Here is a 25392-nt window from a genome sequence, read left to right as displayed (position 1 = left end):
ATCAGCTATTTCCTTCGAGTACTGCAGTATGGGGCGGCGGCAAACCTTTTTTGGCTGCACGCTGCACCAGGAATTGATGAACGCCGGCAAATACCAGCGGCACAAAGAATAGGGTGGAAGCAGTCGCAAACAAGAGACCACCGATAGTGGCGCGGCCCAGCGGTGCATTTTGCTCACCACCTTCACCGAAGCCCAAAGCCATAGGCAACATACCGATGATCATCGCCAGCGCCGTCATCAGCACCGGACGCAAGCGGGTCGCACCGGCTTCCAGCGCGGCAGACAGCGGCGGCTCACCTGCCAGCAAGCGTTGCCGTGCAAACGAGACCATCAAAATACTATTAGCCGTCGCCACCCCGACCGTCATGATGGCACCCGTCAACGCCGGTACGCTCAGCGTGGTACCGGTGAGGAACAGCATCCACGCGATCCCTGCCAGCGCCGCCGGCAGGGCGGTGATAATAATCAGCGGATCTATCCACGACTGGAAGTTAACCACGATCAGCAGATATACCAGCACAATCGCCATCAGCAAACCAACGCCGAGGCCGGCAAAGGAAGACTGCATGGTTTCAACCTGGCCGCGCATATTGATCTTCGATCCCTTCGGCAATTGTGCGCGTATGGGCTCTATCGCCTTCTCCACTTCACGCGCCACCGCACCAAGGTCACGCCCGCTGACGCTGACGTACAGGTCGATCACCGGCGTGATGTTATAACGCGAGATCACCGATTGCTCGCGGCTGGTTTTGACATCCACCAGATTACTCAGCAACTGGGTAGGCGTACCCGGATTACCGGTGCCAACCGGTATTTGCATCAATGCATCCAGGCTGTCTATCTTGTACTGCGGCGTTTGTACCGTGATGTTGTAGGCGATGCCGTTGGCAGGATTCAGCCAGAACGCCGGTGCCGTCTGCGAGCTGCCGGAGAGCGGGATCAGGACGTTTTGCGCCACATTGGCCGCGCTCAAACCCATCTGTTGTACACGACTGCGATCCATCGTCAGCTGCATCGCAGGCTGATCGATACGCTGACGGATGTATACATCGACTGCACCGGGTATCTGCTTCACCGCATTCTGCAACTGCGCAGCCAGACGATAATTTTCCTTAATGTTGTTCCCGGCGAACTGCACGTCGATGGCGGCAGGCAAACCGAAGTTCAGGATTTGTGTCACCACGTCAGCAGGCTGGAAGTAAAACTCTATGCCGGGGAAGCGCTTCGGCAATTCTGCGCGCAACTTCTTCACATAGTCATCGGTCGGGGCATGCCCCTTCTTCAGCGCGATCTGGATTTCACCGTCGAAGGTGCCGATGGTGCCGGCATTGCTATATGACAAATTGATACCGCTATATGGCAAGCCGAGGTTATCCAGCACGGTTTCCAATTCATTGGCGGGTATGGTCTCGCGTATGACTGCTTCGATTTCATCTGCAATACGCGCTGTCTCTTCGATACGGGTACCGGTCGGCGCGCGGAAATGCAGGCGCGCCAGGCCTGCGTCTACACTAGGGAAGAAATCCTGCCCCAGCGTGAAGTACAAGCCGCTCGACAAAACCGTGAAACCAAGGAAGATCGCCGCATAAAAACGACGACGTGGCAGCAGGGCGCTCAAAACCAGGATGTAGCCGCGACGCATGCGTTCGAAACGGGCGTCGAAACTCAGATAAACACGTTGCAACAAATTCGGTTTGTCCTGGACTGCAGGCTGGCCGGCGCCGTGCGATTTGCGCATGAACAGCATCACCAGCGTCGGCACCAGCGTACGCGACAGGATGTAGGACGCAATCATCGCAAACATCACCGCCTCGGCCAGCGGCACGAATAGATAACGTGCAACGCCGGTCAGGAAGAACATCGGGACGAAGACGATACAAATACACAGGGTCGCAACCAGCGTCGGGATCGCAATCTCACCCGCACCTTCGAGGATCGCCGTCTCCAGGTCATGCCCAAGATGCAGATAGCGCTCTATGTTCTCTATGGTGACCGTCGCATCATCGACCAGGATACCGATCGCCAGCGCGAGCCCGCCCAGCGTCATAATATTGATGGTCTCGCCCAGCGCATGCAGTGCCAGTATCGATGACAGCACCGACAACGGTATCGAAATCGCAATAATGCAGGTGGTACGCCAGTTGCCGAGGAAGAGCAGGATCATGGTCGCGGTCAGGCAGGCGGCGATCAAGGCTTCATGCATCACACCGCTGATTGCCGCCTTAACGAAGACCGACTGGTCAAACAATGCGGTGACCTTCACATCATCCGGCAAAGTCGGGATGATGTCTGCCAGCGAGGCACGTACCGCATCGACAATATCCAGCGTCGATGCGCCGCCATTCTTCAGCAGCGATAACAGCACGCCGCGCTGACCATCCTGTCTGGCGATATTGGTCTGTGGCGTGAAACCGTCGCGCACATGCGCCACTTCACCCAGATACGTGGTTGCGCCATTGACGGTACGCACCGGCAAGTCATTCAACTCATCCAGTACGCGTGGCGAACCATTGATATTGACGGTGAATTCGGTACTGCCGAATTTGGCGGTGCCGCCCGGCAGAATCAGGTTTTGCGCATTCACCGCATTCACGATATCGGTCGGCGACAAACCCTTGGACTGCAAGGCCTGCGCATCCAGATCGACGGACACGACCCGGCTTTTACCACCGTATGGATAAGGAATCGCCACACCCGGTATCGTTACCAGTTTGGTGCGCAAGGAATTGAGTGCGATGTCGAACAAGCCCTGTTCCGACATGGTCGGGCTGGATAAACCCAATTGCATGACCGGGATGCTGGAAGCGGAATATTTAATGATGAGCGGCGGCGTCATGCCGGGCGGCATCTGGCGCAGAATGGCCTGTGATACCGAAGTCACTTGCGCAATAGCGGTCTGAATACTCGCACCAGGCTGGAAAAACACCTTGATCACGGCCACCCCGGCCAGCGTCTGCGATTCTATGTGCTCGATATCGTTGACGGTTGTCGTCAGAACCCGTTCATTGACGGCGGTAACCCGCTGGCCCATCTCCTGAGCAGAAAGACCGTTGTAGTTATAGATGATGCTGATAACCGGAATATCGATTTCCGGCAATATGTCGGTCGCCATGCGCATCAGCGCGACAGGCGTGGCCAGAAAAATCAGCAGCGCCATCACGAGGAAGGTATACGGCCGCCGCAAAGCGATTTTGACAATCCACATCGAATAATTTCCGTTCTTGTTTGGGATACCGCTGGAGCCCGGATCTCGGCATGACTATCCGGGCGCGGCAGACTGCGAGTGCCTGGACATAAAGCGCCACTAAGCAGGCAATATACCGTGTCGTCTATGTCGGCTTGCTGACCAGAAACTGACAAATTTGTCAGTTTTGTGCGACTTCAGGCTGAAAAATCGCGCAAGCACAAGGCACACTAGGCGAGGACTGCGATTCTACGCTTATCCCCACAAATATTTCTGGCAGTACATTTTTTCGCCGTTTACATATAAAAACACTGAAAAAATGCCACCAAAACCCCTCAAAACTCGCAAATAGCATGCCCAATCTGGTGTAATCTGCCTGATATGCGGAGCTCTTGAGGCCGCGCTAAAACATATAAAAGAAACACCAGACAGACAGGATCCGCGCCTGGCGAGGGTCACGGAGGAGACATGAAGACGATAACGTGCGCCTTATTGGCGCTATGTTTGGTCGCCTGCGGCAAAGCAGTCGAAACCCGGAGCAGCGATGTACCGGAGCGCCACAGCAGCCTGAACCGGGAAGCCGAATTCGAACTGACGACGGAACAGTTCGCCAACGCCTTCAACGCGGCCTCACGCGCCTACGGCCAGTCATTCAAAATCAATAAGGTCGAAGTACAACACGGCCCGATCCACGACTATTTCCAGCACACCTTCCCCAGCGGCATCTCACTGACGGCCGCGGTCTCCAAGGACACCGGCCATATCACCAGCGTCACGGCGCTGGTGGCTGAACATGGTGCAGCGACCGAGAGCCGCAACAATGTCATCGCCATTTCAGAGGTGGTCGCAGCCGCCGTCAATCCGCGCATGAGCCAGGGCAAAACCACTGAACTGGTGCAAGACATGCTGCGAGAAGTCAGCACCAGCCAGGATGCCGGAAAATTCCCGCAACGCTTCATCAACAACGTCCGCTATGTCTTGCGCAGTGGCAGCGGCATCGGCTATTGGTGGATTGCGAATCCGGTCTGAACCCCGGTAGCGACACCAGGCTGCAGCCCTTGCAGCCCTGATCTGCTGTCAGTAACCACTTACTGCAACGACTCACTTTGCCCGTGCTGCAACACCATGTCGCCGCGCGACTTGATTTACCTGCAAAACTCCCCCAGTATTTACCCGCGTTTGTTAACAGCTGTCTCGCACTTAAATATGGCATTCGCCTACCTATTCGGCCATAATGCCCAGAGGCAAGATTCAATAAAAAAACGCCGTCCCTCCGCCTACTCACAGCACTAAAAACCACTCGCCAGGAAAGCCTGCCTACATGAAAAATTGGACAATCAAACAACGGATCCTCGGAAGCTTTGCGCTCATCCTGCTGTTGATGGCCTTGATGGCGGCGGTGGCCTGGGTACGACTGGCAAAAATTGATGACGCAGCCAGCAGCATGCGCGATGACTCGACACCCGGCCTGCACGCCAGTGCGATGATCAATGCCTACTGGTATGAAAACTATATGCTGACGCAGCAGATTGCAGAGATTGCTGACACTGAAGCAAACCGCAAGGCCGACCTGGCCAAATTGCAAGTCAACAATGACCGCATCAATACGATGCAGGTGCTATACGAAAAATCGATCTTTAGCGCAGACGACAAAGCGCAGTTCGAACAATTCAAACAGGCTCGTGCCCGCTATCAGCAAGCTCAACAAGAAATCCTGCGCCAGGATCTGAGCCGCACATCAACGACAACGCACAAACTATTCACTGATCAGTTGCGCCCGGCCTGGAAAGAAGCGCATGCGCTGATACAAAAAATCACCGAAAGCAACAAGGTCATCGCCGATCAATCCGCACAGCACATCATCGACTCCGTCCATCAAGCCAAGATCAATATGGTGGTGGCGCTCATCGTCGCTTTGCTGGCTGCGATCATCTGGGGTTACTTCCTGTTGCGCGCGATTACCGTCCCTATGCAAAAACTGATCAGCATCCTCGACGTCATGCGCTCCGGTGATTTCTCACAACGCCTGCATCTGGAACGCAAGGATGAATTCGAGCACCTGGCCTCCGGCTTCAACCGCATGACCGACGAACTGACCATCCTGGTCGGCCAGGCACAAAAATCATCCGGCCAGGTTTCTACCTCGGTCACTGAAATTGCCGCCACCTCCAAACAGCAGCAGGCGACCGCAGCGGAAACCGCCGCCACCACCACCGAAATCGGCGCAACCTCGCGTGAAATTTTTGCCACTTCACGCGACCTGGTACGCACCATGAATGAAGTGTCGCTGGTATCGGAGCAGGCAGCCACGCTGGCGGGCAACGGTCAGACCGGCCTGACGCGCATGGAAGATACGATGCAGGCGGTGATGGATGCCGCCGGTTCGGTCAGCGGCAAGCTGGCCATCCTGAATGAAAAAGCCGGCAACATCAATCAGGTCGTGACCACCATTACCAAAGTCGCCGATCAAACCAATCTGCTGTCGCTCAACGCGGCGATCGAAGCAGAAAAAGCCGGTGAATATGGTCGCGGCTTCTCCGTAGTTGCAACCGAAATCCGTCGCCTGGCAGATCAGACTGCAGTCGCTACCTATGACATCGAATTGATGGTCAAGGAAATCCAGTCTGCCGTTGCCGCCGGTGTAATGGGCATGGATAAATTCTCCGACCAGGTGCGTCGCGGCATGCAGGAAGTGCAGCAAGTCGGTAGCCAGCTCTCGCAAATCATTGCGCAGGTGCAGGCACTGGCACCGCGCTTCCAGGTCGTCAATGAAGGCATGCAGGCGCAAGCCAACAGCGCCGAACAAATCAACCAGGCACTGGTACAACTGAGCGAAGCCGCACAACAAACGGTCGAGTCGCTGCAGCAATCGAGCCAGGCGATTGATGAACTGCACCTGGTTTCCAACGGTCTGCGTAACGGCGTATCGCGCTTCAAGGTTTCGGCCTGACAGGACCGATAGATGACCGCCGGTAACGGACAAAAAATGCTCTTCCTGCTCTTCCAGATCGGGCGTGACCGCTATGCGCTGGAAGCGGCGCAGGTAGCACTCGTCTTACCGCTGGCGCAGCTCAAAAAAGTACCGGGTACGCCATCATGGGTGATGGGCCTGTTCAACTACGGCGGTCAGCATGTGCCGGTGCTCGATGTCAGTCTGCTGGCGACGGGACAAGCGGCGGCAGCACGCCTCAGTACCCGACTGGTGCTGGTGCACTACACACCGGCGGGAAAGCCGCCCCAATTACTTGGACTGGTGGTGGAAAAAGCCACCGACACCCTGCGTTGCGACCCGGCTGACTTCAGCCACTCGGGTCTCGCCAACGATGATGCCGCTTATCTGGGTCCGGTCTTGCGGCGTGATGACGGCCTGATCCAGCGCATCAATGTGCAGGACTTGCTCGACACCTCGGTGCAAGCATTGCTGTTTCCGGAAGCGGCCAGCGCATGACCACGCTCAACCGCATCGCCAGTTTGCTTCGGCACAGTATGGGACTGGACGTCGCATCGGTCGGCATGATGCTGATAGAGCGCGCAGTCAGCGAACGCATGACGACGCTGGGACTCAGCCAGGATGCTTATCTGCTGGCCTTGCAGTCGGCGCCGGCAGAACTACAGGAATTGATCGAACTGGTCATCGTGCCGGAGACCTGGTTCTTCCGTGATCGCGAAGCCATCCTGTCACTGGCGCGGATGGCGCGCGAACAAATCACAGCGCAACCGGAACGGTGCGTACGCGTACTCAGCCTGCCGTGTTCCACCGGTGAAGAACCGTATTCGGTAGCGATGGCCTTGCTCGACGCTGGCATCCCCCCAGCCAACTTCCATATCGACGCAATCGACATCTGTCACCGTTCGCTCGCAACTGCCGAGCGCGGCGTGTATGGCCGCAATTCCTTCCGTGGCAAATTGCTGGAATATCGTGACCGCCACTTCAGCACCGACAAGGATGAATCGATCTTGTCGGAACTGGTGCGGAAGCAAGTGCATTTCCGCCACGGCAATATGTTTGCGCCGGATTTTTTGAGCAATGAAAAGCCGTATGACTTTGTGCTGTGTCGCAATGTCCTGATCTACTTTGATCGCGAGATGCAACAACAAGCAGTGCAAGTGCTTGATCGACTGCTGCATACGCAAGGCACGATTTTTGTCGGCCCCGCAGAAGCAGGCGTGATGCTACGACCCAACCTGGCCTCAGCCGGCATACCGCTCGCCTTCGCTTTTCAAAAGCGCAGTACACCTTTACCTGCCGTGACTCCCTTCAGAGCCAGCAAACCCGCCGTACCTGCGTCCGTCAAGATGCAGGCGTTACCACCGATACCGCCACTGCGGAAACCGTTTGCGCCTGTTGCACCTGCTGCACCGCTAGCTGCTCCTGTAGCGCAGGCAGCATCCAGCGAAGCGATACTCGCACGTGCGATGCAATGCGCAAACCAGGGTGAACTGCTTGACGCTGCGCGACTGTGCAAGGAATACATGCAGCAAAATGGCCCGAATGCCGCTGCTTACTACCTGATGGGCCTGATCAGCGACGCCAGGCACGATACCGGCGAAGCGATGCAACACTATCGCAAGGCGATCTACCTGCAACCGAATCACTATGAAGCGTTGACGCATCTGGCAGCGCTGCTGGCCGCACAAGGCGATGCTGCCGGTGCCCGCTTAATGCAACAACGCGCACAACGCGTAGCCGCTATCCAGGAGCAGCCGCATGCATGAACAACTGCAAACAGGTGATGCGGTCATGAGCATACAAATCGATGATTGCTGGAATCGCATAGGCATACGCGGCGACTGTACCTGCCCGAAACTGCAAGACTACTTCCGCTGCCTGAATTGCCCGACCTATGCAGCAGGCGCTTCGGCTTTGCTCGACCGGCCGGTATCAGCAGCAGACATGATCAGCGACTGGGGCCAGGCTGCACAAAGCCTGGCGCGCAGCGAGACTGCGGTTTCCGCATTGATCTTCCGCGCCGGGAATGAATGGCTGGCTCTGCCGACTGACGCCATCGTCGAAGTCGCCGAGCAACGCACCATTCATAGCCTGCCGCATCAGACCAATCGCGCAATACTCGGCTTAAGCAATATACGCGGCTCGCTGCTGCTGTGCGTGTCACTCACCCAGATGCTGGGTGCAGAGCGCGCAAGCGCAGCGGCAATCCAGCGTCTGCTGGTAGTCGGCTACCAGGGTCAAACCCTGGTCTTCCCGGTCGATGAAGTACTGGGTGTACAACGCTTCACGCAAGCCGAACTGCAAACGGTGCCGTCTACGGTGGCACAATCGCACACGACTTATACGCAAGCGATGATCGTCAGCAAAGACAAGAAAATCGGTCTGCTGGATTGCAATCTCTTGTTCTACGCACTGAACCGGAGCCTGACATGAGCTCGCCAGACCTGAGCCAAATGTCCATGCTGGAGCTATTCCGCCAGGAAGCGGAAAGCCAGACACACGTCCTCAGCATAGGCTTGCTCGAACTCGAACAGAATCCGCGCGCAGCCGATCAGCTGGAAGCCTGCATGCGTGCAGCGCACTCGCTCAAAGGTGCGGCCCGCATCATCGGCCTGGCGGCAGGCGTCGATGTCGCGCACGTAATGGAAGATTGCTTCGTCCTCGCACAGCGTGGCGAGTTGCAGCTGCATCGCAAGCAAATCGATGTCTTGCTGAAAGGCGTGGACTTGCTGACACGCATAGCCAACCCGCCCGGCGACGATGAAACCTGGGGCGACAAAGCAGGCAAACCCGAAATTACTGCATTCATCGCCAGGCTGACCAACGTCATGGCCGAGCCTGAAGAACAAGTCAGTGCGCCGGACAACATAGCCAGCTATGTAGAAGAAAAAATCGCAGCAGAAACACCCCCCCTCAGCAACGGCACTACGCTATCTGAGACACGTGAAAGCAGCATACGTTCGGTACGCGTCAACGCCCGCAACCTGGACCGGCTACTCAGCCTGAGTGGTGAATCGCTGGTTGAATCGCGTCGCCTCAAACCGTTTACCGCATCCATCCTGCGCCTCAAACGTACACAACGTGAAGCCGGGCAGGCTCTCGATCTGCTGCATCAACAACTGTCAGCACAAACGGCAGACGAAGCAACGCAGGCCGCGTTGTCCGAAGTGCGCACGCTAATGATGCAATGCCAGCACATGGTGGCCGATCAACTGGGTGAGCTGGAAACATTTGATCGTCGCTCAGTGAATCTGTCGCAACGCTTATACGATGAAGCGCTGGCTTGCCGCATGCGACCGTTTGCCGATGGCACCCAGGGCTATGCGCGCATGGTGCGCGACGTCGGCCATGCACTGGGAAAATCGGTACGACTGGACATCATCGGCAACGCGACGCAAATCGATCGTGACATCCTGGAGAAGCTGGAAGCGCCTATCGGCCATCTGCTGCGCAACGCAATCGATCACGGTATAGAAAGTCCGCAGCAACGCAAAGCGGCGGGTAAGCCGGAGCAAGGCACGATCACGCTAGAAGCACGACATAGTGCAGGCATGCTGCTGGTGAACGTCAGTGACGATGGCGCCGGTATAGATCTGGATCAACTGCGGGCCGCCATCATCCGGCGCAAGTTATCGAATGCCGACACCGTCGCACAACTAAGCGAAACTGAATTACTCGAATTCCTGCTACTGCCCAGCTTTAGCCTGCGCGATACCGTCACCGACATATCCGGTCGTGGCGTGGGTCTCGACGTCGTCAGCAATATGCTCAAGCAGGTGCGCGGCACCATGCGTATCTCGAGTTCCGTCGAACAAGGCACACGCTTCCAGTTGCAACTGCCGCTGACACTTTCCGTGATCCGCAGTCTGCTGGTGACGATTAATGATGAACCATATGCCTTCCCGCTGGCCTATGTAAACCGCACGCTGGAACTGCGACGCGATCAGCTCGCCATGCTGGAAGGGCAGCAACACTTCAGCTTTGACGGCCGCCAGATCGGCCTGGTCAGTGCACATCAGATTTTGCAAAAAGGTGAACTACGCGCCAAGGATGACCTGGTTTCGGTGGTCGTCATCGGTGATCATGAACACACTTACGGCCTGGCAGTCGACGCCTTCCTCGGCGAACGCATGCTGGTGGTACAACCGCTCGACAGCCGTCTCGGCAAAATCCCGGACGTACTGGCCGGCGCACTGATGGAAGATGGCGACCCGGTCCTGATACTCGACGTCGCCGACATGGTGCGCTCGGTTGAAAAACTGACCGCAGCCGGCAAGCTGGACGTGGTTCAGCATGGCAACAAAAACCAGAACGACGTCAAACGCAAGAAAGTACTGGTGGTGGATGACTCACTGACGGTGCGCGAGCTCGAACGCAAGCTGCTCAGCAATTGCGGTTACCAGGTCGTCGTCGCGGTCGATGGTATGGATGGCTGGAATGCGGTACGTACCGAACACTTCGATCTGGTCATTACCGATATCGACATGCCGCGCATGGATGGCATCGAACTGGTATCGCTGATCAGGCAAGCCACCAACCTGCAAGCGCTGCCCGTGATGATCGTTTCATACAAGGACAGGGAAGAAGACAGGCAACGCGGCCTCGATGCCGGAGCCGATTACTACTTCACTAAGAGCAGTTTCCATGACGAGAGTCTGTTACAGGCTGTCACCGATTTGATAGGAGCGGCCTGAACGTGAAAATCGGCATCGTCAATGACGTACCCATGGTAGTTGAGATATTGCGCAGGGCGCTGGCAGAGCACCCCGCACATCAACTCATCTGGGTCGCTCAGGACGGTGTACAGGCAGCAGAGATGTGCGCATGGCAGTTACCCGATGTGGTCCTGATGGACATCATCATGCCAAACGCGGACGGCGCTGAAGCAACACGTCGCATCATGCAAAAGACACCTTGCCCGATCCTGCTGGTGACAGCTGATATCAGTGCGAATGCCGTCAAGGTATATGAGGCGTTGGGTTACGGTGCGCTGGATGTCGTCACGACCCCGGTCATGACCGGCGGCAACTTCCAGCAGGGCGCTGCCGCATTAATCGCGAAAATAGAAAAAGTCGCCCGCATGAGCAAGAAGGTGGAAGCACCGGCTCCTGTGAAGAAGCCCGCTGCCATACGCGAAGCTGATCCGTCCAACAAACTGGTAGTGATCGGCGCATCGGCAGGTGGCCCGGCAGCATTGGCCGAACTCTTGCGCGGCCTGCCGACTGACTTCCCGGCCGCAGTCGTTATCGTGCAGCATATCAATTCGGCTTTTGTCGATGGCATGGCGGACTGGTTGCAGCAACAAACGGCCTTGCGTGTACGCGTGGCGAAGGAAGGTGATCAGCCGCTGAGAGGCACCGTCTTTATTGCGGGTACCAATCAGCACCTGTTGATCAAGAATCGCGACAGCCTCGGTTATGTCGCAGAGTCACCGATGGATATTTATCATCCGTCCATCGATGTGTTGTTTCATAGCGTGGTGCAGCAATGGCAGGGTAAGGCAGTGGGAGTACTGCTGACAGGTATGGGACGCGATGGCGCGCTCGGCCTGAAGGCGATGCACGATCATAAATATCACACCATCGTGCAGGATCAGGAAAGCAGTTCTGTGTACGGGATGCCCAAAGCAGCCGCTGCGCTGGGTGCAGCGACAGACATACTCCCCGTATCCGGCATTGCACAAAAATTAGTCCAACTGTTTAATTGAATCTAGGGATAAAAAATATGGAATCTTCCGCACTGAGCGACAGCGATCTCGGAATCCATCTACCGGCTGAAGAATACAAGATCATGGTCTTGCTGGTAGATGACCAGCCCATGGTCGGCGAAGCGATACGGCGCGCCTTATTGAACGACCCGAATATCGACTTCCACTACTGCGCACGTGCGGATGAAGCCTTGCGCGTCGCAGAAAAAACCAAACCCACCGTCATCCTGCAGGATCTGGTGATGCCAGGTGTGGACGGACTGACGCTGGTACGCCAGTACCGCCAGAACGCAACGACCTGCGATATCCCGATCATCGTACTGTCGACGCGCGAAGATGCCGAGGTCAAACGCGATGCCTTCGCTACCGGCGTCAACGACTACATGGTGAAGTTGCCGGACACGATAGAACTGATCGCGCGCATCCGGTATCACTCACGTTCGTACAACAATCTCTTGCAACGCGATGCCGCTTACCGCGCGCTGCGCGAAAGTCAGCAACAGCTACAAAAAAGTAACTTCGAACTGCAGCGCCTGACCAATACCGATGGTCTGACCAGCATTGCCAATCGGCGTTACTTCGATGACTACCTGGGTGCAGAATGGAAGCGTGCGCGTCGCGAGCAACAGGAACTATCGATACTGCTGATCGACGTCGACAACTTCAAGTTATACAACGACACTTATGGTCACGTTGCGGGCGACCTGGTATTGAAGAAGGTCGCCAAATCACTGGAAGCCAGCGCGATGCGCCCGGCCGATCTGAGTGCCCGCTTCGGCGGCGAGGAGTTCGCCATCATCTTGCCGGCAACCGGCATCAATGGCGCCGTCATCTCGGGCAAGAAAGTCTGTGCTGCGGTGGAAGCCTTGCAGATCCCGCATGCACACGCTGCGTCCGGCGCATGGCTCACTGTGAGCATAGGTGTCGCTACACTGGTTCCGCAATCGGAGCAGGCACCTAGCGATCTGATCGAGCTGGCAGATAGACGACTGTACCGTGCCAAGGAACAGGGTAAGCATCGCGTGGTGTGGGAAGACACATAAGTCCGGCGCCACTGGAAATTGATGCAATAAAAAAGGCTTCCCCCGGGAAGCCTTTTTACATCTGTCATTCATCTACGGATTGCCATGTTGCACGCCGACATCGATAACGCCGTAGGCTTCTACACTCGAACTGCCATTTGGCGTACGTGCATAGCCGCCACATCCGGCTATTACCAATACAACTGGCATCAGCAAACCCATCATCAATTTACGCAATATTTTCTTCATTGCATCACCGTATCAACTTGCTTTTCAAAACCTGAAAAGCTCAATCCGTACGACATCACAAGTACAGAAACATTCCCATCATCTCGAACTAACGCACCACGCAATCCACTGCATTGGATTTAGGTGGTGCGGAGCTTGCACCTGGGGTGTTTGACATCGGGACACTAAACGCTGGTGGCGGAGTAAATTGCAGGCCCGGGTTTCTCGGTACGACTACCGGCGCCTGAATCGGAGTCGGTGTAAAGCCGAACTGTCCAGCAGAAAAATTCTGCGTACCGCCCTTGTTCGTCACGTTAATCAAGCCATCGATTACCTGCACATACAAACCCGGCGGCAATGGCGGTGTTGAACCAACAGCATTCGGCTTCAGCCCGGTGGGTAAAGGTATATTGACCTGCGCCAGCAGCAAAGGCTGAATAGCTGCAGGTGCCGGCATGTCGCTACGAGTTGCATGCATGGATAAATCAAGTGCTGCAGTACTCGCCAGTAAATATGCGTGGCGCGCAGCCGCAACTGCTTCCGCTGTCGGCTTGATGTACTGCACGACGACATTCGCCGCTTGCATGCTAATGCTGGCGCTTGGCGTCACCATCTGCACGCTGTCCTTGCTGCGCTTGCCGAGCGAGCCCGCATTGGAACGCACCCCGCCTTGCACCAGTGTGAAGGCAACATTGTCTGCAGCAGGCTTGGCCGCGTCATACGAAAACTTATCTATCGTCAGCGTCGTATCCGGTTGCAGGATGAGCGTGCTGCCATCGCTGAATCTGACTTGTGCATACGCTTTACCCTGAGTGGATAAGGTGTCTCCGGCCTCGACCGTCGACTTCGCGCCGAGCACGCGCATCGTGCCGTTTGCTTTCTTCGCCAGCAAGGGACCACTCAGCAAGGTAACCGTGCCGACGCCTGCAGCCTGAACCACTGTTGCTGTACACAAAACTGCCAGCAACAGGGCTGACTTAATTACAGTACATTTTTGCGGCTGTTTCATTTTTGGTTCCACTCTTGTCATTGGATGCGAGTTCTTTGGTGTCGGCTTTCTTGTCATCAGATTTTTTATCATCCGGAATAGATGTACTTGCGGATGATCCCGACCCGCCAGATGAGGTATCGCCTTGATTTTTTGTATCGAGGGAAGCCACCTGATCGAAATCAGTCTTAGGTGCGGCTGCATTAACTGTCTTGATGATTTCATTGCTTGCCCGTTGTACCGGCTTGACTGGTTCACTTGCGGTCGGAGGTGACAGCACCTGGCATAAGGCTGAGTTGGGGGCAATGGTACAGATGTCGGCGGAAGGAGGAGGTGAAGGTGGATTCGTAATCGAATCTCTAATGGTCACCGTACCTCCGTTATTAGAACGAACCAGCCCGCCGTTGCCAGCATTGACGATGACTCTGCCACTACCGCTAGCGGTTCCTGCACCATTATCATTCGCCGATAAAACGATGGCACCACGATTCGTGGCAAGCAGCGCATTGACGACGATGTTGTTACCCGCCTGCGCCGTCAGTCCTATATCAGGCATATCAATATTGACCACACTATCGAAAGTTATATTTCGCTTAGCCTGCAAAATAACACTTGCACCCGGAGCCACTCCAGAAGCCATCGATATGGTTGCGCCATATATTTGAGTAACGTCATTTGCATTAGCTGAAAATGCAGACACATCACTCAAATCCGTTCCCGGGTCATTTTGAGGATCAAAAGGAATGACAACAATATCCAGGGGATCGAGTAACCATTGACCACTTGTGCCTTTGGGTGCGCTGGCATTCACACGTATGCCCGCCACATCAAGGAAATTACCCGACGTTTCAATGAACCCACCGTTACCCGACTGCGCACCACCCCGCGCAAAGATGGAACCATAAGCCTGCGCAGTCTGGTTACCCCAGACGATGACCTTGCCGCCATCACCACTCGTAATTGCGTCTGCCTTGATCGTCGCATCCTTGCCGACAAAAGTTTGTTCGGCATTCATCACCGCGGTATTTTTACCCTGATAGTCACCACCGACCAACGCAGTACCGCCACCGCTCTGACCGCTGACATCGACCACCGCATCACCCATCAGACCGACTTTTTCACCGAGCACCTGTACTTCGCCACCTTTGCCTGCACCGGTTGCACTCGTCACACTGCCAGCTTCCAGCAAAGTCGTGCCGCTCGCTTTCAGGATGATCTCGCCGTTCTCACCGACCACCGCGCTATTTGCATTCAACTTGCCGCGCTGATTAATCAAGGCACCGTAGATACCGATCTTGCCGCCTCGCGCAATCACTTCACCAAGATTCAACGCACGGTCGGTCGGCGCAGAGACCACTACCTGCATATCAGGATTGGTCGAATCCGCCAGTTGCACGCTGCGTCCTGCTGCCAGCACCACATCACCTTTAGGCGAGGTGATGATGCCGCTATTGCTCACATCCGGCGCGATCAGATAAACCTGCCCGCCGCTAGGCGTAGTAATCGCACCAAGGTTACTCACCGCACCAGCGACATCGCCTGCTGTAAATTTATTCTTGCCAGCGAGGAAGTCGTTGTTTGAAATCGCCAGTGTCGACGCCACCAACCCAGCTACGTTCACTTGCGAGCCAGCACCAAACATAATGCCGTTTGGATTGATCAGGAACACGCGACCGTTTGATTGCAGCGCACCCATGATGCGGCTCGGGTCTTGTCCGGTAATGCGGTTCAGCACGCTGCTGCTACTGTTTTGCTGTATGAAACGCACCATCTCACCCGCACCGATGGAGAAACTGCTCCAGTTAATAATCGCGTTCGGGCTATTCGTAATCGTGAAAACATTGCCTTGCTGCGAAAAAGTAACCTGTCCATTCACGACCGTAGGGTTGGATGGATTCGCAACTGCGCTGCCGATACCTGCGACACCAAGGCATGCGGCCATTAGTGGTGGCAAGAAAGCGCAGCGCACAGACCAGGCGAGGGCGGCGGGTTTATTCAAAGCCATATTCATAGATTTCTTCATCATGGCACCTTAGAAAGACAAGGCAAGACGTGCGTGTACACGGTTGTCACCGCTGCGGGTAGTCGTTGCCTCCGCATGCAGGACATGGCCAACATCAACCTGGAAGTTCACGTCATTACCCAATTGCACCCGCAAACCCACACCAACGCTGTTGATAGAGATTGTGCTGAACTCGCCCGGCAAAGAGTGATTACGCGTCAGGTAAGCATGATCATAAAAGGCCAGGGCGCGGCATTGCCACTTGCTGTTGCCGCACAATGGCACGGTGTACACCTCAAAGTTACCGGTAATACCTGAATCATTGGCCACTTCGCGCTCGAGGAAACCGCGTACCGAAGCAGCGCCACCCGCACCGAATTGCTCACCCGGAATCAAGGCATCCTTGGTGTACTGACCGTTGATAACGGCGCGCGCCAGCCATTCAGCAGGCAAGGCTTGCGTCAGGCTTGCGCCGACGCGCAATGCGGTGTAATTCGCCTTCGCATCAACACGCACCTTGTCGAAATCACGCTGATGACCATTGGTACCACCGGAAATGTTATGCAGCAGAGTCGTCACAAAACCGAATGAGCCGTTAGCCAGAGCCCAGTCGCCCTGATAAGCGATGCTGACCGGACGCACCGTGATATCAGCACCCAGCTCAATGCCTTGCAACTGCATGCTGTTCTTGTATTGCTTCAAATCGACGCCGTACATCAGCTTGGATTCGTAATTGCCGGCCGTCGCCAGATTCTGGTTATAACGCGCACCGTACATCGACCCCTTGCCGCTCACCGCCAAATCAAAAATACCGGCCGTCACCGTACCCGCATTCACATCGGAATAGCTCGCATAGAAGTCCATCGAATCACCCAGCGCATACAGCGGCACGTGATAACCAACGCCATACACACCAACGCGGCTAGGTTCTTCCAGCGTTGTCGTGTACTGCAAGCTCATCACATGATCAAGGCCGAACATATTCGCGTTCTGCAATACAACATTGGCGCGGGTGCGTCCGGTAGACGGAACGCCAGTGTTATCCAGGCCCACCGTAGTACGCCAGATCGACTCGTCAACAACCGCCAACGTCGCCTCGACTTCGTCATCCTGCTCGGTAGACTTCATCCGCATCGTCACCTTCTTGGCCGGATTCTCATTCGCCAGCTTCAGGCTCTTGGAAACCGCTTTCAGGTTCGGCGTTTGTCCTTCATGCAGCGCAGGCAAGGAGCGACGGATATTCGCATCATCGAAATGGCTATTGCCTTCGATGACTATATTGCTGATCTTGGTCTGCACCACATTCAGCACCACGGTGCCGTGATCCAGTTCCTGCTCAGGCAAATCGATACGCACCAGCTGATAACCGCGCGCATGGTAAGCCGCCTCCAGCGCTTCCAGCGCCTTCATCACATCAGCAAAATCACGCTGCTTGCCGAGGTAGGGCGCAACCAGGCTATCGACAGTCTGCGTGGGCAACAAAGTATTGCCGCGGACATCGAAACGGTTGATATCAAAATGAACGGAAGTGCCGCTATCGGCGAACGCCGAAGCACAGGTCGCGGCCAGCAAAGTGCCGGCCAGCATAGACATAAAACGGTATTTCATCGGATCGCCCTTGGGCAGCGTAATTATTATGGTTTTAGGTAGACGCCATGCGGGTTACGTGGCGATCCTGCCGTGGGTTTCTAGTCTACAGAATTTGTATTTCTCATAAGGAATTATTGCAAGAAAAATCGGTTTTGTGATGCTCAGACGCTACAGTGGATCAAACACCAACGGAAAATCGCACTCGCACAGACTAGTGCTTGCGCCGAAACATCGCGGATATTTCCAAAAGGCAATCCGTCGTTCATTTCTATTAATATAGGAGTTATCTTAAAAATAGGAATTAATAGAGATGGTGCCATCCGCTACAAATCCACCAATTAACTATTGGTGGGTTAATCAGAACCAAACCTACAAAGACGAGATAAATGGCGGATTTCTTTGGTCGCCCAAAACGCGCTCAGACGGCGGCCGAAATCAATTCTATGAAAACATGAAAGACGTCTCCCCAGGAGATGTCATTTTTTCGTTTTGCGATACCAGAATAAAAGCAATTGGACGCGCATCGGGCGTCGTGCAAACTGCGCCAAAACCAGATTTCGGAAATGCGGGCATCAACTGGTCTAAAGAAGGATGGCTTGTCCCTGTAGAATTCAAAGAACTAACAAATATTATTCGGCCCAAAGACCACATAGAACAGCTTTCCGTATATTTGCCAGAGAAATACTCGCCTCTTCAGAAAAATGGGAATGGCCTTCAATCAGTTTATTTGGCAAAAATCGGCAACGCTATGGCCCAACAGCTAATTGGGTTAATAGGCGCCGAGTATCATTCAACATTAACGGCCCTCACCAGCACAGTTGAAATTGAATCGACCAGCGATGATGTATTTGAAAACGCGATCAGAGGTAGAACAGATATCAGCGCCACTACAAAATCCCAGCTGATTAACTCTAGACTTGGACAAGGTTTATTCAAAACAAACGTCAGGCTAAATGAGAAAGCATGCAGAGTGACAGGAGTTAGCGATCCTCAACACCTTCGCGCGAGTCATATCAAACCTTGGCGTCTTTCTGACGATACGGAAAAATTACATGGATGTAATGGGCTTCTTCTAGCACCGCATGTGGACCATTTGTTTGATAGCGGATTTATTTCTTTCTCTGATATTGGTCAATTACTTATCTCTTCTAAATTGAATACGGATGTTTTGTCGGCATGGGGAATTTCGCTAAAGAAGAGCGTAGGAAAGTTCAACTCAGAGCAATCAAAGTTTTTACAATTTCACCGCACAAATATTTTTAAACAATGAGTAGATCATATGCAGGAAAACATTCGTGTTTTTTACTATGAATTAGATTCAAAAATTTACGTCTGCAGTGACTCTCTAATTAGAGAATCTGCAGAAAAACTTCTAAATGATTTTCAAACGGTACCACCTACTTCTAGTACGGAGCCTTGGGGGCCAAACAAGACTTACTTGCCCTTCGGGGTGACACTGATTCCCACGCCAATAACCCGGCTTTGGGAGAACAACCAAGTTCCAGTTTTTGATCCGATTTGCAGACGTTGGATTTTAAAAAATGTTAGCACCGCAAGACTATATCCAATAGAAGAATTGTGTTTTTATACTGGACATGACATTTGGCCGAATAGACCATCACTAGGATCAAATTTTTACACTGACCCACACCCTTCAAATTTCAATGATCCGATTCCGTCATGGATCAATCAAATTTTGGCGAGTAATTTTATTTACAGATTCAAATCTTCTGGTACTGTCCGAAGAGATCTTCAGCAAAGATTATTCTCTATACGAGAGACCTCAAAGCTTATCTACAAAAAATGGGACGAGGCTAAAAATCCTAAATCCGATGCAGTAAATCCATTTGATTATCATATTTCCACGGACGCATTGATTTTCCAAATCCGCCGCGTATTAGATGAAATAGTTAGCTTGCTTTTTATTGATATATTTCACAGCCAACTACAAAAAATAGGGAGCCCAATATATCTAGATTCTTTTGCGTCTTTGTTTGAAGAAACGCAGGGAATACAAAAACGGATGTTTAAAAATCTGGCAAACAATGTTGAATTAGCCAATCGTTTTGAATTATTGAAAAAAGTTTTCTTAGGGAACAATATCAGCTTTGTTAAAACAATTCAGACCTTAAGCAATGCCTCTAAACACGCATTTCACAACAGTGATATTCGTGGGCTTTTAGGAGCAGAATTTCCCACTGTACTAGCCCTGGCACAGAAACGTGACAAGCACATTAATGGCCTTGTTCAATACAGCCATCCACTACCTCAAGTTTTAGGTGGATTAGAAGATTTTCTGATTGATCTTGTGGCTCGCATTGTAGATATGCGGCGTGATGGCAATGTTGATTTAACAAAGACCTATCTTTCAGATACTCATCAACTTATTTCTTATACCGATCTTTATTAAGCTCAATAGCACATCCCATAGTTGAACGTTCATTGATGTGCAAGCGCCCCCGTACATCTGCTCTTCATCTTGCATCAAAGATCTAATGACCTTTTTAAAACAATTCACAGCGGACTACGCTGCGCATACAACCCAAGTTGAAACCCTCTTAAAGACGGTCACAACGTTAAGAGAAATTTCCCTCAATATTCCCGTTGAAACACATGCATCACTTAGTTTCATCATTCAACGCGTTCAAGTTCGACATTTTTTAAATGGGATTAATGAGCTTAACGCAACGATTTGCCACGCGTTATCTCAGAAATTTAGTACTCCCGCCGAAGCTCTTTCTCGCGTTTCTATTGAAATGTCCGTTAATTTGCTTTTTATTCTGGCCAAGACTCAACATGCGAGGTCTAAAGGACTACTGCGAGCATGCGTAGAAGCTCGTAAATCACGCGCAAAGAAATGGTACAAATTCGCAGCTGGGGCAAATTTAGTCACATCGATGAAGGCAGCAGAAGGATTATTGCAATCAACAGAATTGATTGAAAAAAGCATTACCTTTTCGCCTAACCTCCCTATCGCGCCTTGGCCATCAAATAGTCGAGAGAAGTTTAAGGCCGTAGGAAAAGAAGAGGTGTATTGTACGCACTTCCAATCGTCGTCTGATTCAGTGCATCTTCTCGGCGAAGACATTCTTAATTCAACGATTGTAGAGTTCATACCAACCGAGGATCACGCACGGGCGTTTGCCCTACTTGATGTAGAAAAATTCAGTTTCGCTATTTACCTTACCATTCAGGCGATTCTTTGCCATTGCGAAGCAATACATATCCTGCTTGAGTTAATTGGTAGCGACGAAAAGCTCAGTCAGGAGGTACAGCAAATAGCCAACAAAATCGGTGAGCTTCACTCATTACATGAAAGCGATCATGAGCGATACTTTTCTTCCAAGTAAAGCCCATCTTTTCGTTTCCATTTATTTCTTCTACACCGGAATCGATTTGAAGCCACCATTGGGTTTCGGCGACATATTCGAATCTCACCATACTTGTAAAAAAGGCTCCCAAAGGAGCCTTTTCACGTATTTGAAAACATTTCAAATGTTTTGAAAATATACCTGTAGGAAGTCACAGATAATGAAAATTATGCTCTTTGATTTTTAAAGGAAATTTCAAGCAGTTTTCTATTTTCATTATTCGGCTATTTCACAGTTTATTAAAATTTCCTATATTTTCTCAAATTAAATGAAAACTGCTTTTATGTTCTTCATTACTCGACGTTTGTATAAAGTGACTCTATTTAGCCAATAGCCTTTAAATTCGGGAAATTACCGTGCGGTAGAAAATAATTCTCGATTAGCTCCAAATGAATTCGATGATGCCCGACTGGCGAATCCAAAGAGGATGTTGTTATTTCTTCGACAGTGACGTCTTTTTCGGCACGACTGAAACCCTCCGTACAAAGCATGTGAATAGTCCGAGCATCGACGTGGTGCGCTAAAAGACAGACATTTTGAATACCGGCGTAATCAGGAGCCTTCGCGTTAAGATTTGATACATTTTTCAAGAATTTCTGGTAATTCTTATTACTTCTGCCTCGCGTTATGCTGACTTCGTAAAGGTATTTGGACACTGCTATCCCTTTCCATTGAAACTAGGCCTAGTTTGAAGGACCCCTCAAAGTTAATCTTGTATAGGGCGGAAGTATGCTTTTATTACATCTGGATTTCGCACGCATATTTGCACATGGTTTTTCTTCTCAATTAGAGACCCAGGGAAAATTGGACCGCCCTCCCAAAATGCTCCTCGAACGGTGTCATAGGCAGGTAGTGTCTGCCTTCCCGGATTTTTCTTCTGCCAGGTCTTTTGTTGAGTAACCTCACGAAGTTCGTGCAGCATATTTATCACCGCACAATCCAAATTTCTATTCCACCTTTGTGTGCCATTAACGGGCAACTGGGCAACATCACCATTATTATTTGCAAGCAAGGCTTCATACGCAAGTTCTAACGACTTCAATCCTGACGCATCTAAAAGGTTTAAGCAAAGCCCTGGGTCGATAATGGCTCCGACGACAGCAACTTTGTCTTTTCTTTTTTCTCGTGCGAATTTTGTTTCAACAAATTCTTGCGCTCTATGCGGACTATATTCCCAGAAATAAATTCCATGTCCCAACCAATCATACTGATTGGTACTTTGATCTAAATGATCTTTGCCCGCCAGAATTTTTTCGGCTGTAGCTTCATCCGTCCCGTGAAAGCACACCAAAAAACTCGGTAGAATTTCGTAACGCGATCCGGTATTTATTATTTGCTCCGATAAATTGAAGGCACCCGCCCCGTTGGCGTAGAAACACCGGCTTTCACTGCAATCTTACGTAATTCTTGAGGTTTTTTCTTAAGCTCGAAGACGACAGTGCGCAAGGTCGCCAATTCGGCGCTCGCTGTTGACTTCACAACAAACTTACTCGTGCTTGTGCGAAGCACATGTGATTTAGCCATAACACCTCCATGAGCACATTATATTTCTTCAGTTTAGGCTCTGCCTTTAAATCTAACAGGCTCCTAGGATACAGCAACCATTAGCTGCTCGGGCTGTAAATAAGTACCCAACGTTAACCCGTCATATCGGTTAAAGAACGTTTCAAATTTAAATCGATGATTTTCACCATTATCATCAGTAAGAATTAAATCAGTAGCACCTAGCGGCCCCCCACTCTGGGGGCCGCAATAACCGGCAACCGCCTTAAACAATTCAATCTCTGAAATTTTGCTGAAACGAGCCATGAACGCAGGAGAACGAATAAAGTGGCGACAGGGTTTAGCCTCATCAAATTCAGGTTTTCGTTTGGTTGAATGTGGATGGCCAGTAATCAATGCGAGCATAGGTACGTCAACGCCCACGCATTCTACAAATCTGTAAAGTGTTGTTGACAGCGTATTTCCAAATATTCCGTGTAACTTCCTTACAGATGCCAAGGTCGGATCAACAGAAAACGCTTCGTCTAAAAATCGATCGCGCAAGAACAATAATCTCCCCGCAGCAAAATTAGCCTCGGCTTCGATTTGTTCATGACACGAGTGAGAAACTGTATGCGTGTTATCTCCATGCATCATGTCGTCATGCCAAGGGATTAAACTATGCCCAATCTCATGAGCCTCATTCCATCTATGTTTTTTTTCTGGGATATCTCCATCAAGCATAATTCGCTTACGATCAGGCAAGTAAAGAGCTTTCAGAGACATCTTCTTAATCGCATCTATTAGAAGTGTAGGTCGCTTATAAACTTGAATAGTAGCGACTCGAATTCTACTGATTGTCTCTTCTGCAAAACCAGGGTCAGTAGCTGTATAAAACTTCAAATCTAGATTTAAAAGAGCTCTTACATCTTCTAACCGAATAGGTGGTTCGGGATTGCCAAGCCCATTCAGCACACGCTCTATCTTTGCATCAATATCGCGACTAGTTCTGGAAGACAGTAAGAGATTTTTTGCCATTATCTTTTATTTTTTATCTATGAGAACAGACACAAAGGCTTCCAAAGCAGCACGTTCTTCATCAGAGAGGTCAGCATTTGGGTCCGAACGCGCCGCAAATCTAATGGCCTCACTATGAAGATGTATATCTTTGGGTATAGTAAGTCCTGCTATCTGCATCAAATTACTTCTTGGAATTTTGAAGTAGTTCGCTAATTGATATACGGTCCTTGGTTCTGGCTTATGTCTTGTATCGGCCTCTATTTCTACCAGCTCCTCTATTTCTATATCGGTATCCTCTGCAAGCCTCTCAAGACTTAATCTATTCTTTCGCCTAATAAGGCTCACAAATCTGCCAAATGCAATGTTCGGCTCCTCTAAAAAGGATTCGACCTCTTCTTGCTCAACGTCCAATACTGGATCAAAACTAAATGCTCCCGCACTAATGGCAGCATCATTCTCCAGATGTGCCATCCTCATACACCATTCTTTGGTGAATTCGATTTTCATGGCTAATTCCCTTTCGCAATGAAGGCTTCTGCCTGCGCAGGTGTCATTTCGAAATAACGTAAGCCTTCTTTGTTTGTATCGATGCCCAAATCACTCATTCCGCATGAATTGGCGTACCAATCATTTGCTTGTGGCAATGAGTGAAGGCCAATCCTTCCCTTGAAACCCTCTTCTTTGCTGAGTTCGATTGCTGCCCGGATCAAAATACTGCCGACCCCGCGGTAACGCGGCGTAAGTAGTAACTCCTTTCTATTCCAGGGTGCATTTTCAATAAATTCAACGTAAATTAAATGTTGCCCCTCTTGTTCCTGAAGTCGGCAACGGTACGACGTATTTTCAACGACCATTAAACCTTGCGTAACGCCATTACACATGACGCTGAAACCCGGGTATGCGAGATAGCCTTGCACCGCCTCCATTTTTTTACGCCAATCCCAATGACGATTCTGGGGCCAATATTTTCTGGCGACCCCTGCTTGATTAAGATTTCTAATGCCAGTTTGGAGTGTTGGTGCCCATTCAGCCTCCCAATCAGCTAATTGTTTTTCAGTAATTTGATCCCACAGCTCCGCTTGCACAGAATTTTTACTTTGGATATCCAACAGGAAAATTGGCGATATGGTTACGGTCATAACATCATGACCTCAGCTTTTTCTTTGGATTTTTCATCTTCAAAAAATAGCTTATCACCTTTCTCCATGCGCTTTTCCACCAACTGATACAGCCTAAGAGCCTGCCTCACAAGCGAAGTCTTACTTAAATCCTTTTTAGCGCAAAGCTCCTCCAATACAGTCATTTCTGCATCGGTAAGATTAAGCGTCATTGTCTTTTTAGCTAATGCCATCGTGTTCCCCCAACCATTGCCTGTTATTTCATACCTACATTATATAAATTAAAAATAGCCATGTCAAAGCTATTGACTAGCTATTTTTTAGCTATATAATAATCAGCATGACTAGCGATTAACCATCAAAAGTCAGGGCTACGGCAAAGGAATTGGACCCAGGACATCCAGCGCTTCTTAGAAGCTGGCACGCGAATATCGTGGCAGTTCTTTTGTCGAACACGATGCTTTACTAACGTTTTAAAACCTATTTTATAAGCGATAAATGCTATGAAAAAATCAAATCAACACGTCGTCACTCACAACGGTGAGTGGGCAGTCCGCCGCGAAAACTCTTCTCGCGTTACAGGAACGTTTTCAACGCAACGCGAAGCAATAAATGCAGGGCGTGAAATTGCCAAGAACCAGAACTCTGAATTAATCATTCACAGACCGAATGGCCAAATCAGGGATAAGGATAGCTTCGGCAACGATCCATATCCACCCAAGGGTTAATA

23 protein-coding genes are annotated in these 25392 nt (G+C 51.4%); 12 read left to right on the top strand and 11 right to left on the bottom strand.

Annotated elements, in window-relative coordinates:
* Position 1 precedes the first annotated feature (1 nt).
* The gene (locus DBR37_RS03395) at positions 2–3205 is read right to left on the bottom strand and encodes an efflux RND transporter permease subunit (protein WP_124572877.1); all 3204 of its coding nucleotides are present in this window, start codon (positions 3203–3205) and stop codon (positions 2–4) included.
* 447 nt (positions 3206–3652) lie between these two features.
* Here DBR37_RS03395 and DBR37_RS03390 point away from each other — a divergent pair, with 447 nt between their 5' ends.
* The 8 genes from DBR37_RS03390 to DBR37_RS03355 all read left to right on the top strand — a co-directional run bounded on the left by DBR37_RS03390 (position 3653) and on the right by DBR37_RS03355 (position 12884).
* Positions 3653–4213, top strand: a complete 561-nt coding sequence (locus tag DBR37_RS03390) for a hypothetical protein (protein ID WP_124572876.1) — start codon at positions 3653–3655, stop codon at positions 4211–4213.
* 292 nt (positions 4214–4505) lie between these two features.
* Entirely contained in the window at positions 4506–6134 is a 1629-nt protein-coding gene (locus DBR37_RS03385) for a methyl-accepting chemotaxis protein (protein WP_124572875.1), read from the top strand.
* A 12-nt stretch (positions 6135–6146) separates the two neighbouring features.
* Positions 6147–6632: a chemotaxis protein CheW gene (locus tag DBR37_RS03380; RefSeq protein WP_124572874.1), complete on the top strand. Its 486-nt coding sequence runs from the start codon at positions 6147–6149 to the stop codon at positions 6630–6632.
* Positions 6629–7900 carry a protein-glutamate O-methyltransferase CheR gene (locus tag DBR37_RS03375; RefSeq protein WP_124572873.1) on the top strand — a complete coding sequence of 424 codons (1272 nt, stop codon included), beginning with the start codon at positions 6629–6631 and terminating at the stop codon, positions 7898–7900. The genes DBR37_RS03380 and DBR37_RS03375 overlap by 4 nt, the downstream gene beginning before the upstream one ends.
* Positions 7893–8567, top strand: a complete 675-nt coding sequence (locus DBR37_RS03370; RefSeq protein ID WP_233588264.1) for a chemotaxis protein CheW — start codon at positions 7893–7895, stop codon at positions 8565–8567. The genes DBR37_RS03375 and DBR37_RS03370 overlap by 8 nt, the downstream gene beginning before the upstream one ends.
* Entirely contained in the window at positions 8564–10828 is a 2265-nt protein-coding gene (locus DBR37_RS03365; RefSeq protein ID WP_124572872.1) for a hybrid sensor histidine kinase/response regulator, read from the top strand. The genes DBR37_RS03370 and DBR37_RS03365 overlap by 4 nt, the downstream gene beginning before the upstream one ends.
* Positions 10829–10830: 2 nt before the next feature.
* Complete coding sequence (locus DBR37_RS03360) at positions 10831–11841, top strand: chemotaxis response regulator protein-glutamate methylesterase (protein ID WP_124572871.1); 1011 nt, start codon at positions 10831–10833, stop codon at positions 11839–11841.
* A 17-nt stretch (positions 11842–11858) separates the two neighbouring features.
* Positions 11859–12884 carry a diguanylate cyclase gene (locus DBR37_RS03355; RefSeq protein ID WP_124572870.1) on the top strand — a complete coding sequence of 342 codons (1026 nt, stop codon included), beginning with the start codon at positions 11859–11861 and terminating at the stop codon, positions 12882–12884.
* Positions 12885–12956: 72 nt separating this feature from the next.
* Here the strand turns inward: DBR37_RS03355 and DBR37_RS17120 are convergent, their stop codons facing one another.
* From DBR37_RS17120 to DBR37_RS03340, 4 genes are all read right to left on the bottom strand, one after another.
* The gene (locus DBR37_RS17120) at positions 12957–13112 is read right to left on the bottom strand and encodes a hypothetical protein (protein ID WP_158610219.1); all 156 of its coding nucleotides are present in this window, start codon (positions 13110–13112) and stop codon (positions 12957–12959) included.
* Positions 13113–13200: 88 nt separating this feature from the next.
* Positions 13201–14100, bottom strand: coding sequence for a FecR domain-containing protein (locus tag DBR37_RS03350; RefSeq protein WP_124572869.1), 900 nt, complete (start codon positions 14098–14100; stop codon positions 13201–13203).
* Positions 14069–16105, bottom strand: a complete 2037-nt coding sequence (locus DBR37_RS03345; protein ID WP_233588263.1) for a filamentous hemagglutinin N-terminal domain-containing protein — start codon at positions 16103–16105, stop codon at positions 14069–14071. Before DBR37_RS03345 ends, DBR37_RS03350 begins: the two co-directional genes overlap by 32 nt.
* Before the next feature lie 6 nt (positions 16106–16111).
* Positions 16112–17689: a ShlB/FhaC/HecB family hemolysin secretion/activation protein gene (locus DBR37_RS03340; RefSeq protein ID WP_124572868.1), complete on the bottom strand. Its 1578-nt coding sequence runs from the start codon at positions 17687–17689 to the stop codon at positions 16112–16114.
* Between the two features lie 292 nt (positions 17690–17981).
* On the opposite strand from DBR37_RS03340, the gene DBR37_RS03335 reads away from it, so the two are divergent.
* The 3 genes from DBR37_RS03335 (at position 17982) to DBR37_RS03325 (ending at position 21021) form a co-directional block, all read left to right on the top strand.
* The gene (locus tag DBR37_RS03335) at positions 17982–18941 is read left to right on the top strand and encodes an HNH endonuclease (RefSeq protein WP_199739019.1); all 960 of its coding nucleotides are present in this window, start codon (positions 17982–17984) and stop codon (positions 18939–18941) included.
* 9 nt (positions 18942–18950) lie between these two features.
* A complete protein-coding gene (locus DBR37_RS03330; protein ID WP_124572867.1) occupies positions 18951–20081 on the top strand; it encodes a hypothetical protein in 1131 nt (376 codons plus the stop codon).
* An 85-nt stretch (positions 20082–20166) separates the two neighbouring features.
* Complete coding sequence (locus DBR37_RS03325; protein WP_124572866.1) at positions 20167–21021, top strand: DUF5677 domain-containing protein; 855 nt, start codon at positions 20167–20169, stop codon at positions 21019–21021.
* A 727-nt stretch (positions 21022–21748) separates the two neighbouring features.
* Here DBR37_RS03325 and DBR37_RS03320 read toward each other — a convergent pair.
* The 6 genes from DBR37_RS03320 to DBR37_RS03295 form a co-directional block, all read right to left on the bottom strand.
* Complete coding sequence (locus DBR37_RS03320; protein ID WP_124572865.1) at positions 21749–22333, bottom strand: hypothetical protein; 585 nt, start codon at positions 22331–22333, stop codon at positions 21749–21751.
* 38 nt (positions 22334–22371) lie between these two features.
* Positions 22372–22566: a hypothetical protein gene (locus DBR37_RS03315; protein ID WP_124572864.1), complete on the bottom strand. Its 195-nt coding sequence runs from the start codon at positions 22564–22566 to the stop codon at positions 22372–22374.
* 63 nt (positions 22567–22629) lie between these two features.
* Positions 22630–23562: an ImmA/IrrE family metallo-endopeptidase gene (locus tag DBR37_RS03310; RefSeq protein WP_124572863.1), complete on the bottom strand. Its 933-nt coding sequence runs from the start codon at positions 23560–23562 to the stop codon at positions 22630–22632.
* Between the two features lie 6 nt (positions 23563–23568).
* Entirely contained in the window at positions 23569–24051 is a 483-nt protein-coding gene (locus tag DBR37_RS03305) for a helix-turn-helix transcriptional regulator (RefSeq protein ID WP_124572862.1), read from the bottom strand.
* 2 nt (positions 24052–24053) lie between these two features.
* Positions 24054–24683, bottom strand: coding sequence for a GNAT family N-acetyltransferase (locus DBR37_RS03300; RefSeq protein ID WP_124572861.1), 630 nt, complete (start codon positions 24681–24683; stop codon positions 24054–24056).
* Positions 24680–24895, bottom strand: coding sequence for a transcriptional regulator (locus DBR37_RS03295; RefSeq protein WP_124572860.1), 216 nt, complete (start codon positions 24893–24895; stop codon positions 24680–24682). Before DBR37_RS03295 ends, DBR37_RS03300 begins: the two co-directional genes overlap by 4 nt.
* Before the next feature lie 270 nt (positions 24896–25165).
* On the opposite strand from DBR37_RS03295, the gene DBR37_RS03290 reads away from it, so the two are divergent.
* Complete coding sequence (locus DBR37_RS03290) at positions 25166–25390, top strand: DUF2188 domain-containing protein (RefSeq protein ID WP_124572859.1); 225 nt, start codon at positions 25166–25168, stop codon at positions 25388–25390.
* The last annotated feature ends 2 nt before the right edge of the window (positions 25391–25392 follow it).

The organism is Herminiimonas sp. KBW02 (assembly GCF_003852535.1).
In the GTDB taxonomy this organism is placed as follows: Bacteria; Pseudomonadota; Gammaproteobacteria; order Burkholderiales; family Burkholderiaceae_D; genus Oxalicibacterium.
Note: the sequence above shows the minus strand (reverse complement) of the source record. Positions and strands in the feature narration are given on the sequence as shown.

Bases quoted from the DNA above. Each gene is read 5' to 3' on its own strand.
- DBR37_RS03370 (WP_233588264.1), top strand. From the start codon at position 7,893: ATGCATGAACAACTGCAAACAGGTGATGCGGTCATGAGCATACAAATC.
- DBR37_RS03325 (WP_124572866.1), top strand. From the start codon at position 20,167: ATGACCTTTTTAAAACAATTCACAGCGGACTACGCTGCGCATACAACC.
- DBR37_RS03390 (WP_124572876.1), top strand. From the start codon at position 3,653: ATGAAGACGATAACGTGCGCCTTATTGGCGCTATGTTTGGTCGCCTGC.
- DBR37_RS03310 (WP_124572863.1), bottom strand. From the start codon at position 23,562: ATGGCAAAAAATCTCTTACTGTCTTCCAGAACTAGTCGCGATATTGAT.
- DBR37_RS03305 (WP_124572862.1), bottom strand. From the start codon at position 24,051: ATGAAAATCGAATTCACCAAAGAATGGTGTATGAGGATGGCACATCTG.
- DBR37_RS03315 (WP_124572864.1), bottom strand. From the start codon at position 22,566: ATGGCTAAATCACATGTGCTTCGCACAAGCACGAGTAAGTTTGTTGTG.
- DBR37_RS03375 (WP_124572873.1), top strand. From the start codon at position 6,629: ATGACCACGCTCAACCGCATCGCCAGTTTGCTTCGGCACAGTATGGGA.
- DBR37_RS03330 (WP_124572867.1), top strand. From the start codon at position 18,951: ATGCAGGAAAACATTCGTGTTTTTTACTATGAATTAGATTCAAAAATT.
- DBR37_RS03335 (WP_199739019.1), top strand. From the start codon at position 17,982: ATGGTGCCATCCGCTACAAATCCACCAATTAACTATTGGTGGGTTAAT.
- DBR37_RS03350 (WP_124572869.1), bottom strand. From the start codon at position 14,100: ATGAAACAGCCGCAAAAATGTACTGTAATTAAGTCAGCCCTGTTGCTG.
- DBR37_RS03340 (WP_124572868.1), bottom strand. From the start codon at position 17,689: ATGAAATACCGTTTTATGTCTATGCTGGCCGGCACTTTGCTGGCCGCG.
- DBR37_RS03355 (WP_124572870.1), top strand. From the start codon at position 11,859: ATGGAATCTTCCGCACTGAGCGACAGCGATCTCGGAATCCATCTACCG.
- DBR37_RS03290 (WP_124572859.1), top strand. From the start codon at position 25,166: ATGAAAAAATCAAATCAACACGTCGTCACTCACAACGGTGAGTGGGCA.
- DBR37_RS17120 (WP_158610219.1), bottom strand. From the start codon at position 13,112: ATGAAGAAAATATTGCGTAAATTGATGATGGGTTTGCTGATGCCAGTT.
- DBR37_RS03295 (WP_124572860.1), bottom strand. From the start codon at position 24,895: ATGGCATTAGCTAAAAAGACAATGACGCTTAATCTTACCGATGCAGAA.
- DBR37_RS03365 (WP_124572872.1), top strand. From the start codon at position 8,564: ATGAGCTCGCCAGACCTGAGCCAAATGTCCATGCTGGAGCTATTCCGC.
- DBR37_RS03345 (WP_233588263.1), bottom strand. From the start codon at position 16,105: ATGATGAAGAAATCTATGAATATGGCTTTGAATAAACCCGCCGCCCTC.
- DBR37_RS03395 (WP_124572877.1), bottom strand. From the start codon at position 3,205: ATGTGGATTGTCAAAATCGCTTTGCGGCGGCCGTATACCTTCCTCGTG.
- DBR37_RS03385 (WP_124572875.1), top strand. From the start codon at position 4,506: ATGAAAAATTGGACAATCAAACAACGGATCCTCGGAAGCTTTGCGCTC.
- DBR37_RS03300 (WP_124572861.1), bottom strand. From the start codon at position 24,683: ATGACCGTAACCATATCGCCAATTTTCCTGTTGGATATCCAAAGTAAA.
- DBR37_RS03380 (WP_124572874.1), top strand. From the start codon at position 6,147: ATGACCGCCGGTAACGGACAAAAAATGCTCTTCCTGCTCTTCCAGATC.